The organism is Halorubrum sp. SD612, assembly GCF_002135005.1.
Genome location: NZ_NEWI01000100.1, coordinates 1 through 10,576, shown reverse-complemented (window position 1 = coordinate 10,576; position 10,576 = coordinate 1). Strand labels below are relative to the sequence as shown.

Below are 10,576 nucleotides of genomic sequence, written 5' to 3'. Positions count from 1 at the left end.
CGACCGGGTCGACGCGGCTCGGGTCCTCGCCGAGCTCCGGCGGGTCGAGCGTGAACGCGTCGTAGTCGGCGTCGACGCCCTGCCCCGAGGAGAACTCGTGGCCGTCGTCGTCGCGTTCGTCGGTCATATGGCCAGAGTTGGCGGTCACGACCGGTAAGGGTTGCGTCGCGCCGGGGTCTTCGGGTCGGAGTCGCACGGGTGGGTACCTTTTATCGGTTCGGCGCGTGTCTCCGGCCGCATGCCCTCCGAATCCGTGCTCTCCACGCGGCTCCGGTTCGGCGTCGCGGTCCTCCTCGTCGCCGTCGGCGCCGCCGCAAGCCTCGCAGTCGCACCGGACCTCCCGCAGCGAATGGTAACGCGGTGGAACGCCGCCGGCGAGCCGACCGAGACGCTCTCGCGGACGGCCGGGATGTGGCTCGTGCCGGGGCTCGCGGCCGGACTGATCGGCCTGTTCGCCGTGCTCCCGCGGATCGATCCCCTGCGGGAGAACGTCGCGGTGTTCCGGGTCCACTACGACCGGTTCGTCGTCGTCCTCACGGCGTTCCTCGTCGTCCTCCACCTCGCCGTGCTCGCCGTCAACCTCGGCTACGCGGTCGACGTGACGACGGTCGCGGCCGCCGGCGGCGCCGCGCTGTTCTACTACCTCGGGACCCTGCTCCCGCACGTCGAGCCGAACTGGTTCCTCGGGATCCGGACGCCGTGGACGCTCAGCGACGACGCCGTCTGGGACCGCACCCACGCGCTCGGTGCTCGGCTGTTCAAGCTCTCGGCCGCGATCGCCGCCGTCGGTCTCTTCGCCGGCGAGTACGCCGTGTACTTCCTCGTCGGCCCGGCGCTCGCGACCGCCGCGGTCACCGTGGCGTACTCGTACCTCCTGTACGCGAGGGGAACGGACGAGGGGGACGACGGGGCGGCCCGGACCCCGAAGTAGCGTCGAGCGCCGACGACCGGTCCGGACCGCGAAGCGCATCGACCCCCGGCGATCCGGCGCGTCCGGCGTTCGAGCGAGTTCCGCCCCGGTGCCCGGCGTTTATATTCGCGGCCCCGAAGGTGTGTGTATGACCGAGGAGTCACGCGCTGACCGACGGTCCCCCGTCGGCGAACCGGTGGTCCGGTCGGACCCGTCGGTGACCGGCGACCGGGCCGCGGACGCGGTGGGGTTCGACCCGAACGACCCCGACAGCGTCGCCGAGGCCGCGAGGACCGTGGGCCGCTTCGCGGCCGGCGACGTCGGCGACGACGACAACGTCCTGATGCTGCGCGGCGCCGCCGCCTGCGCGGCGCTCGTCCGCGGTGTCGGGTCGTACAAGGAAGCCGCCGAACGTGCCGGAGACGACGTGAGCGTCGCGTTTATCCGGAAGTGGGCGCGGGTCCACGACCTCCCGCAGGCGATCCGGCGGCAGGTCGCCAACGGGCGAATCGCCCCCAGCGCGGCGAAACACGTCGCGCGGCTCGGCGGGCGGGACCGCTACCTGCTCGCGTGGGCGACGATCGACGGCGACCTCACCGTGCGGGAGGTCCGCGCGATCGCGTCCGCGGTCAACGACGGCGCGGAGGTCGAGGCCGCCGTCCGCGAGGCCGGGGTCGAACTCGGTCGGCTTCAGGTCCGGCTCCCGGCGGAGACGTACGTCGAGCTGCGCCGACGGGCGTCGATGGAGAGCGTCGATCCGGGGTCGATCGTCGCCGACGCGGTCGACGAGTACCTCGACGGCGACCGGTAGGAACTGCCCGTCACCGGACGACTACGCCGCGTAGTCGCGCGCGAACCGTCCTGCGGCGGCGGCGATCGCGTCGCGTGCCCGGACGACCTCCTCCCACGCGATCGTCTCGTCGGGGTAGTGCGCCTCGTCGATGGTACCGGGCCCGAACAGCACCGCGGGGATCCCGGCCGCGACGAAGTGTCGCGAGTCGGCGCCGTACGTCGCGCCCCGCGGCTCGACGTCCGGGAGCCCCGTTGCGACGAGGCCGGCACGGACCGCCTCGACGACCGGTTCGTCGACGGCGACCTCGGCCGGCTCGAACTGGACGGAGAACCGCTCGAACCGCGGCGGGTGATCGCGCAGCCAAGGGTCGGCGTCGACGACGTCGTCCAGGCGCTCGCGGAACGCCGCCTCCACCTCCGCGACGGTCTCCCCGGGCGCGACGCCGATCCGGAACTCCGCTTCGAGCGTCGCCGGGACCGTCGACGCCCACGAGCCCGCCTCGACCCGGCCGCAGACGACCGGCCACGGAACAGCGAACGACCCGTACAGCGGGTGCGAGACCGACTCGCCGCGCTCGGTCTCCAAGTCCGCGAACGCCTCCCGCACGGCCTCGAAGCGCGGGAGCACGTCCTCGCCGCGCCACCGGGTGGCCGCGTGGGCGCTCCGGCCGTCGATCTCGATCCGGGCCATGAGCGACCCCTCGCAGGCGACGACGGGACGTAGCTCGGTCGGCTCGGCGACGATCGCCGCGTCGCGCTCGAAGGGGTACGGGTTCGCGAGCGCGGCGGTCGCGGCGCCGTACCCGCCGTCCTCCTCGCCGGCGACGGCCTCGACGACGAGTCGGAGCCCGGACGGCGGCAGGTCGACTGCGCCGTCGGCGACCCCGTCGCGGACATCGACGGCGGCGGCGACGCAGGCCGCGAGCCCGCACTTCATGTCGGCCGCGCCGCGGGCCGTGAGGGTGTCGCCGCCCTCGTCGGCGGCGGCCGGGTCCGCGTTTCGCTCCGACGCGTCGCGCCAGACCGGCTCGAAGGGGTCGCTCGACCACTCCGCCGCCTCCGCGGGCACGACGTCGAGGTGGCCGTTCAGGACCAGCGTGGGGACCGGGTCGGCGGCGGCGGACTCGGGGGCCGCGTCGTCGCCGTCGCTCGCGCCACCGTCGTCGCCCGCACCGCCCAGTTCGAGCACGCCGGCGACGCTGCGCCGCCCGTCGACGGCCGCTGCGTCGAGGTCGTCCGGGAAGGAGGGGTGGTCCGCGAGGACGGCGGGGTCGGCGTCCCAGGCGTACGTCTCGAAACCGAGGTCGGCGAGCCGCTCGGCGACGAACGCGGCCGCGGCCGCCTCCTCGCCGGCGGTCGACCGGTGGCGACAGAGCTCGGCGGCGAACGCGCGCATGTCGAATGGCATGCTCCCGGCGACGGCTGGGGGTCGGAAACCGTTTCGGGTGGCGACGCCGACGCCTTCCGCGGTTCTAAACGTTTATCCGTCGGCTGCCCCTACGGCGATTCGTCTGGGCCGGTAGCTCAGTTAGGGAGAGCGTCCGGCTTTTAACCGGACGGTCGGGGGTTCGAATCCCTCCCGGCCCGTATCCTCGCGGCGAGCAACTCCGCCAGCCGCGAGGCCGTCGAGAAGGGAAAGGTTCGAAACCGCCGAGCGTGGCGCTACCGCGGAACCGACGCGGCGGTCCTCGGAGGATCGGGGACGGGTTACAGTCTCACCGTCTCGGCGTCGCACGGTGGGGGCTGGCGGTCGTCCAAAGGGAGAAATCGTGTGCTCTGTCGGCGTGTATCGCGCGGCCGCGGGAGATCAGTAGCCGAGCTGCTCACGCACGAGAACGACCGTCGTCCGGCCCTCCTCGGTCTCGCGCCGGTAGACGAGCTGTTTCGCGATCGCGGACTCGGCGCCGTACGCCTCCTGCGCGCGCTCGTTCTCCAGCGGGTACGCGACCGACTCCAGCCGATCGAAGGCGTCCGAGAGCGTCGGGACGATCTTGTTGATCCCGGTGACGATGACGACGTTGCCAGCGGCGAACGGGTACGCGCCGATCCGGCTGCCGGAGAGGTCGGCGGCAACGAGCTCGCCGGTCTGTGCGACCGCGTTGATCCCACCGAGGAAGTAGTCGGCCGTCTGCGAATCGCGCCGCGCGGCCTGTCGCTCCGCGTCGTCGTCGATGCTCCAGATCTGGTCCGGGAGGCTCTCCCACTCGTGGTCGCCCTCGCTCAGGAACTCGTCGAACCCGATCTCTTCGAGCGTCGTCGAGTGCCCGTTCATCACCGAGGCCTCGTCTGGTATCTGGGCGGTAACAGTCTCCAGCGCCTCATCGGCGTCGTCGACGACGAGCACGTCGAAGCCGCGCTCCGCTAAGTTCGCGACCGTCTCCTCGACGGTCTCGTCGTCTGGGAGCTCGTCCAGTTCGGCGTTGATCTCGGTGTCGTCGGCGTAGTCGGCTTTCTGCTGTGGCATCGTAAACGTGAGAACCTCGTCGGGAGAATGAACGGGCGGAAGTCACTTAACCGCTCGCGGACACCGCCGTCCGGTGGTTACGCGGGTGTTACCGTCGTGTCGCGCGGATCGAATGTGGGTGTCGCTAGCGCGGACCGAATGTGGGTGTCGCTAGCGCGGACCGAATGTGGGTGTCGCTAGCGCGGATCGTAACTGACGGGAAGCGAGACAGTCGCGTCGCTGGAGCGTCGGCGTCGATAAAAATCGCGTGTCGTCGTGGCCCGAAGGGGCGCGCGACGGTCGATCGGTGAAGCGGTCCAGCGGAACAGCTGCGGTCGGGGTGGGGGGTGAAGGCGTTAGCCGAACTTCACATCGCGCCGCCCATGCCGCCCATGCCGCCCATGCCGCCGCCCATGCCGCCGGGCGCGCCGCCGGGGCCGCCCTCGTCGCCGCCGTCGTCGGTGCCGCCGCCCTTGAGGTCGCCGGCCGCGATGACGTCGTCGATGCGGAGGATCATGACGGCCGCCTCGGTGGCGGACTCGATGGCCTGGGTCTTGACGCGGAGCGGCTCCACGACGCCCTCGGCCTCCATGTCGATCACGTCGCCCGTGTAGGCGTCGAGACCGGCGCCGAACTCGCCGCCGTCGTGGCGGGAGCGGAGGTCGACCAGCGAGTCGATGGGGTCGAGACCCGCGTTCTCGGCGAGGGTGCGCGGGACGACTTCCAGCGCGTCGGCGAACGCCTCGACGGCGAGCTGCTCGCGGCCGCCGACAGAGTCGGCGAAGTCGCGGAGCTGCAGCGCGAGCTCGGCCTCGGGGGCGCCGCCGCCGGGCAGCACCTGCCCGTCGAGCAGCGTCGTGCGGACGACGCCGAGCGAGTCATCGATGGCGCGCTCGACCTCGTCGACGACGTGCTCGGTGCCGCCGCGGAGGATGAGGGTGACGGACTTCGCCTCTTCGACGTCCTCGACGAAGATGCGCTCGTCGCCGCCGATGTCCTTCTGGGCGACGGAGCCGGCGAAGCCGAGGTCGTCCGACTCGATGTCGTCGAGGTTGGAGACGACGCGGCCGCCGGTCGCGCGGGCGAGGCGGTTCAGGTCGTCGGACTTCGCGCGGCGGACGGCGAGGATACCCTCCTGCGCGAGGTAGTGCTGGGCCATGTCGTCGATGCCGTCGCCGACGAAGACGACGTCGGCGCCGATGTCGACGAGGTGGTCGACCATCTCGCGGAGCTGCTCCTCTTCCTGGTCGAGGAACTGCTGGAGCTGGTCGGGGTCCGTGACGTTGACCTCGGCGTCGATCTCCGTCTCCTTCACCTCGATGGCGCCGTCGAACAGCGCCACGTCGGCGTCCTCGACCGCGAAGGGCATGTTCTCGTCGACGCGCTCCTTGTCGACGATGACGCCCTCGACGAGCTCAGACTCGTCGATGGAGCTGCCGACGACCTTCTCGACGGAGACGTTCTCCGTGTCGATGCCGTCATCGTCCTGGACCGCGAGGACGGCGTCGACGACGAGCTCGGCGAGGAGGTCCTTGGAGTTCTCCGCGCCCTTGCCCGTCATCGCCGTCTCGGCGATCTCGACGAGTGTGTCGCGGTCGTCCGCGGAGACGTCGATGGCCTCCTCGTCGAGGATCTCCTTGGCCTTCTCGGCGGCCTGACGGTACCCCTGCGCGAGGGTCGTCGCGTGGATGTCCTGGTCGAGGAGCTCCTCGGCCTGATCGAGGAGCTCACCGGCGACCACGACCGCGGAGGTGGTGCCGTCGCCGACCTCCTCCTCCTGCGTCTCGGAGACCTCGACGATCATGTTGGCCGCCGGGTGGTCGATGTCCATCTCTTTCAGGATGGTGACGCCGTCGTTCGTGACGACGACGGACCCGCCGGAGTCGACGAGCATCTTGTCCATCCCTTTCGGGCCGAGCGTGGTGCGGACGGACTCCGCGACCGCCTTGCCGGCCGTGATGTTCATGTTCTGCGCGTCCTTTCCGGATGTTCGCTGCGATTCCTCGGAAAGTACGATCATGGGCTGATTGCCCATCCGCTGGCGCTGTGACATTACGACCATTGATTGTTTGTGATTCTATATAAACCCTTTGTTCAGGTCGTGCGAAATCGCAACACGGTGGAGGGAGTATCGGCCAGTATGCGGTGCGTTCACACGACCCTTTATATAGTACGCTAACTCGACCGTTGAGGCCGAGGTTGAGCGGCGCCAAACTACGGCGGCGCGTGCCTGCGAGGCCGCTCTACGGCCGGATAGCACGCGCGAGGTCGGCGACGCAACGCGTCGGCTGCCAGATGGACCGGAGGTCCTTCGCCGGAGTCGGCCGACTGAAGGAAGGCCGACGAGGCTGGGGCTTTGGCGGAGATCAGCGTATCCCGGTAGAGGTCGTCGTTAGTCGAAAAGCGACCGCGGCCGCAACGGAAAAAAGATGTTCTCTGTTATTGCGGCGCGTTGAAGCTCACGTCGTCGTCGAGCTCGTTCGACATGCGCTCCAAGTACGAGTACACCGCGCCGTGCGGAGCCCCGTCGAGCAGCATTCCGACAGCGCGCCGCACCACCTCCAGCTCCTCGGGCTGCCCCACCGCGCCTACGGTCGACCCGTAGACGACGACGTTCGCGCCCGACAGCTCCTCGATGAGCTCCCGAGTCCGGCCGTTCTCGCCGATTATCCGGCCCTTCTTACGCTGGAGGTCGTTGTCGTTGCGAGTGTGTTCGGAGAGGTCGACCAGGTCGAGCGTCCGGAGGTCGTGGTCGAGGATCGACAGCGCGGTCTCCGGCTTGAAGCCGCGGCCGATCGCCTTGATCACGTCCGGGGCCACCATCGCCGCCACGGGGTCGTCGCGCTCCTCGATGGCGACGCTGCCGGACTCGGAGTCGATGTCGAGCCGCACGTTCGCCCGCTCTTCGATCTCTCGCATCGTCTCGCCGCCGGCGCCGATGACGACGCCGATCCGGTCCTGCGGAACCGTCACGTGTTGCATATCACGGAGTACCCGGCGGAGCCTTTTAAGAGTGTTCCGCGGCGGGCGCCGTGTGGCCGCGTGACGGTGGTCTCCGGCCGGTTGTCCGTCCGAAGGCGTGTCACACCGGAATGAGGTTTTTCTGTCGACTCCGCGAGCGACGCGTATGGAGATCAGACCGCCGGCGTCGGACGCGGACTCCGGGGGACTGATCCGCGTACAGGGGTTGTCCGAGGAAACCTATCCGACCGCGATCTACGCCTGCGAGGTCTGAGCCTCGACGCCGCGACGGAAGCGCCCCGAATTACGCTTCGTCGGAGGCTCCGGTCGACTTCCCGTCTGCCTCCGCGTTCGACTCCGTCTTCCCGCCCGACGCCGGCTCCCCGGTCGGGTCGGCCTCGGGCTCCGTCACGTACGCGCGGAGTTCGTCAGGGTCGACGTCGAGCCCCTGCCGGGTGAAAAACGTCGCCACGTTCTCGCAGTCGCGGGCGAGGAACTCCCCGGCGTTGGGGTGGTGAACCGTCACGGCCTGCCCTAGGTCGATGATCACCAGCTCGCCGTCGTGGATGATCATGTTGTACTCCGAGAGGTCGCCGTGGATCAGGCCGGCACCGTACAGCCGGCGCATGTACTCGCGGACGACCTCGTAGGCGGTCTCCGGGTTCTCCACGTCGACCTCGCTCAGCCGCCTTGCGCGCTCCTCGGCGTGGCCGACGAGCTCCATCACGAGGACGTTCCGCTGGACCGCGATCGGTTCCGGGACCCGGACGCCGGCCTTCTGCGCGCGCGAGAGGTTCGCGAACTCCTTGCGCGTCCACGCCAGCACGACCGCCTTCTTATCGCTCGCGATGCCCTCGAAGCGCGGGTCGCCCTCCAAGTAGTCGCGCATTTGCCGGAAGTTCGAGGAGTTGATCCGGTACACCTTCACCGCGACCTCGCGCTCGGGCGTGACGCCCTCGGGGCCGCCGCCGGCCGCCTCCGACCCCGGCTCCGGCCGCTCGCCCGCCTGCCCGCCGAGCGCCTCGAAGACGCTCGCCTCCTTCCCCGTCGACACCGGCCCGCCGAAGGCGTCGACGTAGCCGTCCTGGACCAGCTTGTACACCGCCGCCAGCGTGGCATCGTCGAACACCGACTCCTGGAGCTTGAACTGCTCGGTGTCTTTGATCCGCTTGCGGAACTCGTCGAACTCGCGGTCCTGCCGCCGGGCGATCCGGTCGGCCTCGGTGTCGGAGACGTCGAGTTTCTCCCACTCGTCGCCGGGCTGGTCCGCCGGTTCGAGCAGGCCGAAGTCCTCGCTCATTCGTCCCGGGGTTCGACGCGGCGAGGGATAAGCGAGGGGGTCCGCGGACCGTCGAGGCGACCCGGGAAAGCGGCCGCGCCGACCGTCACAGCACGTCGAGCGCGTCCGCGACCGGCATGTGCCCGTCGCGGACGGCCTCTAAGATCGTCCGCCGCTCCTCGGTCTCCGGGTCGGTCGCGTCGCCGTCGTCGCCGTCGTCGCCGACTTCCGCGAGCGTCACCTTCTCGGTCTCGCCGACGAACTCGGGGAAGTCGGTGCCGTCGGCCAGCGCTTTCTCCTTTTTCACCCGGTACGAGCCGGCGTCGGTGGTGTAGAGGTCGCCGGGGTGGAAGAAGTACCAGTCCTCGCGGTCGAACCGCACCGCGATCCGCGCCTTCGCGCCGAAGTTCCGCGCGAAGAACAACAGCGCTTCTACCTCCTCGCCGGTGAGGTAGATCGGGTCGCCCGCGCTCGACTTCGCCTCGATGGCGTAGAACGTCTCGCCGTCGCCCGCGAGCACGTCGGGGAGCTCGCGCTCGGTCGCGGAGCCGCTGGCCGGCGCGCGCATCACGGCGAAGCCCGCCTCGTCCAAGGCGTTCACCAGTTCGCGCTCGCGGCGGTCCCCCTTCCGGTTAGCGGACACGGTCGTCGTCACCCGGTTCGGTCATGGGCGACGTAGACGCGAGCCGGGCAAAAGCCCGGCGGGTCGCGGAGCGTCGACGGCGGGGTCGTAGGGTGTCGACGGCGGAGTCGCGAGACGCCGGTGACGAACTCGCAGACGCGATCGACTTCACCCGCGCAGCCGCCACCACAGCGACCGGAGCTTGTACCCGAGCGAGTCCCGCTCGTACCCGTTCCAGCCGCTCATCCCGCCGGAGAGCGTCGACGCCTCGTAGCCCGCCTCGTCGAGGACGCGGGTCGCGCGCTTGGCGACGATCCCCATCTTACAGACGGTGACGACCTCGCTGTCGTCGGGAATCTCGTCGAGCCGGCGGCGGAGCGCGGCGTCGTCGCCGCTCCGGAGGTCGTCGTACACGGGCACGTTCCGGCTCCCGTCGATCGCGCCGCTCCCGTAGTCCGACTCGGGGCGGATGTCCAGCAGGAACGGCTCGTCGTCCGTGCCGAGGCGCTCGTCCAGCTCGTCCGAGCGGATACGGCTCATCGGCGGACGATCGGTCTCGCGGGGCAAATTCCTGCCGGCTGCGGCGCGTCGAGCGCGGCGACCGCGGGGCCGCGACCGGTCTCACTCCCGCAGCCGCTCCGAGTGTTCGACGACGACCCGTCCGAGCCGCTCGGTGCGCCGGCGGAGGTCGTCGTCGGTGATCCGCGGACCGTCGTCCGGGGCGTCCGCGTCTCCCGGTCCGCCCGTCTCGACCTTCGAGGAGGCGCCCCGGATCCCGACCTCGTGGGGGACCGTCCACGCGTGGACGTTCCGGAACGTCGAGCGGAGGTGTTCGAGCGTCCCGCCGTAGGAGCCGCCGCCGGCGGTCGCGAGCAGGCCGACGGCGGTATCTGCGTACTCGTCGGAGCCGCAGAAGTCGTGGAAGTTCTTGAACGTCGACGAGTAGGATCCGCGGTAGACGGGCGTGCCGGCGAGGACGCCGTCGGCCTCGCGGACGCGGCGCTTCAGCGCCTCGCTGTCGCCTTGGGCGTCCTCTTCGGGGTGGTACAGCGGGAGGTCGACCGCGGCCAGGTCGATCAGGTCCGTCTCGGCGCCGGCGTCGGCCGCGGCGTCGAGCGCGACGCGGAGGGCGGCCCGCGTGGTGCTGGCCGCGCTCCGGCTGCCGGAGACGGCGACGATTCGGGTCATACCTCGAGTTCGAGACCAGATAGTAAAAACGGAGGCGATCGACGGGGAGCGGACCCGAAACTCCGACCGTTAGTGCCTTGGAACTAATTGGCAAGGTCGATTCGCGCCGTCATAACTCCGGCCCCTCGATTGTAAGTAGCCGGTAGCAGATCGGCGGCGGCCACCTCCGAAGCCCCGGCCTCGCGGCGCCCCGGTGAGTCCCCTCTGCCCAGCACAGCACCTCACGCCTCCCCAGCCTCGTCGGACCGGCGCAGTAATGACTGAGAAAAGGTTTGAAAGCTAATCGGCAAAAGAGGATTGAAGCTCTAAGAGATCCGTACACCAAGTGTACGGCAATCTAATCGTGTTTTCATATTCATCGTAGTTTCACTCGATTAATTT

The 10,576-nt window shown here is 69.9% G+C and carries 10 protein-coding genes and 1 tRNA gene; 3 read left to right on the top strand and 8 right to left on the bottom strand.

Features of this window, described 5'->3' with window-relative positions; all coding sequences use genetic code 11:
- The first annotated feature begins 238 nt into the window (after positions 1–238).
- Both B9G38_RS11565 and B9G38_RS11560 read left to right on the top strand, forming a co-directional pair.
- On the top strand, positions 239–931 hold the full coding sequence (locus tag B9G38_RS11565; protein ID WP_086220469.1) for an SdpI family protein: 693 nt from the start codon (positions 239–241) through the stop codon (positions 929–931).
- Positions 932–1,058: 127 nt separating this feature from the next.
- Complete coding sequence (locus tag B9G38_RS11560; RefSeq protein WP_086220468.1) at positions 1,059–1,721, top strand: hypothetical protein; 663 nt, start codon at positions 1,059–1,061, stop codon at positions 1,719–1,721.
- A 21-nt stretch (positions 1,722–1,742) separates the two neighbouring features.
- On the opposite strand, the gene B9G38_RS11555 is transcribed toward B9G38_RS11560, so the two are convergent.
- Positions 1,743–3,110, bottom strand: coding sequence for a M20/M25/M40 family metallo-hydrolase (locus tag B9G38_RS11555; RefSeq protein ID WP_086220467.1), 1,368 nt, complete (start codon positions 3,108–3,110; stop codon positions 1,743–1,745).
- Positions 3,111–3,215: 105 nt separating this feature from the next.
- On the opposite strand from B9G38_RS11555, the gene B9G38_RS11550 reads away from it, so the two are divergent.
- Positions 3,216–3,289, top strand: a tRNA-Lys gene (locus B9G38_RS11550).
- A gap of 220 nt (positions 3,290–3,509) precedes the next feature.
- Here B9G38_RS11550 and B9G38_RS11545 read toward each other — a convergent pair.
- From B9G38_RS11545 to B9G38_RS11515, 7 genes are all read right to left on the bottom strand, one after another.
- Positions 3,510–4,166 carry a lactate utilization protein gene (locus B9G38_RS11545; RefSeq protein ID WP_049932039.1) on the bottom strand — a complete coding sequence of 219 codons (657 nt, stop codon included), beginning with the start codon at positions 4,164–4,166 and terminating at the stop codon, positions 3,510–3,512.
- Between the two features lie 346 nt (positions 4,167–4,512).
- Complete coding sequence (gene thsA, locus B9G38_RS11540; RefSeq protein ID WP_080508593.1) at positions 4,513–6,165, bottom strand: thermosome subunit alpha; 1,653 nt, start codon at positions 6,163–6,165, stop codon at positions 4,513–4,515.
- A 419-nt stretch (positions 6,166–6,584) separates the two neighbouring features.
- On the bottom strand, positions 6,585–7,127 hold the full coding sequence (locus tag B9G38_RS11535) for a KH domain-containing protein (RefSeq protein WP_006114650.1): 543 nt from the start codon (positions 7,125–7,127) through the stop codon (positions 6,585–6,587).
- Positions 7,128–7,410: 283 nt separating this feature from the next.
- On the bottom strand, positions 7,411–8,406 hold the full coding sequence (gene rio1 / locus B9G38_RS11530; protein ID WP_086220466.1) for a serine/threonine-protein kinase Rio1: 996 nt from the start codon (positions 8,404–8,406) through the stop codon (positions 7,411–7,413).
- Positions 8,407–8,491: 85 nt separating this feature from the next.
- Positions 8,492–9,040, bottom strand: a complete 549-nt coding sequence (gene hjc, locus B9G38_RS11525; protein ID WP_049932036.1) for a Holliday junction resolvase Hjc — start codon at positions 9,038–9,040, stop codon at positions 8,492–8,494.
- Between the two features lie 135 nt (positions 9,041–9,175).
- Positions 9,176–9,547 carry a rhodanese-like domain-containing protein gene (locus B9G38_RS11520; RefSeq protein WP_086220465.1) on the bottom strand — a complete coding sequence of 124 codons (372 nt, stop codon included), beginning with the start codon at positions 9,545–9,547 and terminating at the stop codon, positions 9,176–9,178.
- Positions 9,548–9,628: 81 nt separating this feature from the next.
- Positions 9,629–10,195, bottom strand: coding sequence for an NADPH-dependent FMN reductase (locus B9G38_RS11515; protein WP_049932033.1), 567 nt, complete (start codon positions 10,193–10,195; stop codon positions 9,629–9,631).
- Positions 10,196–10,576 lie beyond the last annotated feature (381 nt).

Bases quoted from the DNA above. Each gene is read 5' to 3' on its own strand.
- B9G38_RS11565 (WP_086220469.1), top strand. From the start codon at position 239: ATGCCCTCCGAATCCGTGCTCTCCACGCGGCTCCGGTTCGGCGTCGCG.
- B9G38_RS11560 (WP_086220468.1), top strand. From the start codon at position 1,059: ATGACCGAGGAGTCACGCGCTGACCGACGGTCCCCCGTCGGCGAACCG.
- B9G38_RS11555 (WP_086220467.1), bottom strand. From the start codon at position 3,110: ATGCCATTCGACATGCGCGCGTTCGCCGCCGAGCTCTGTCGCCACCGG.
- B9G38_RS11545 (WP_049932039.1), bottom strand. From the start codon at position 4,166: ATGCCACAGCAGAAAGCCGACTACGCCGACGACACCGAGATCAACGCC.
- thsA (WP_080508593.1), bottom strand. From the start codon at position 6,165: ATGATCGTACTTTCCGAGGAATCGCAGCGAACATCCGGAAAGGACGCG.
- B9G38_RS11535 (WP_006114650.1), bottom strand. From the start codon at position 7,127: ATGCAACACGTGACGGTTCCGCAGGACCGGATCGGCGTCGTCATCGGC.
- rio1 (WP_086220466.1), bottom strand. From the start codon at position 8,406: ATGAGCGAGGACTTCGGCCTGCTCGAACCGGCGGACCAGCCCGGCGAC.
- B9G38_RS11520 (WP_086220465.1), bottom strand. From the start codon at position 9,547: ATGAGCCGTATCCGCTCGGACGAGCTGGACGAGCGCCTCGGCACGGAC.
- B9G38_RS11515 (WP_049932033.1), bottom strand. From the start codon at position 10,195: ATGACCCGAATCGTCGCCGTCTCCGGCAGCCGGAGCGCGGCCAGCACC.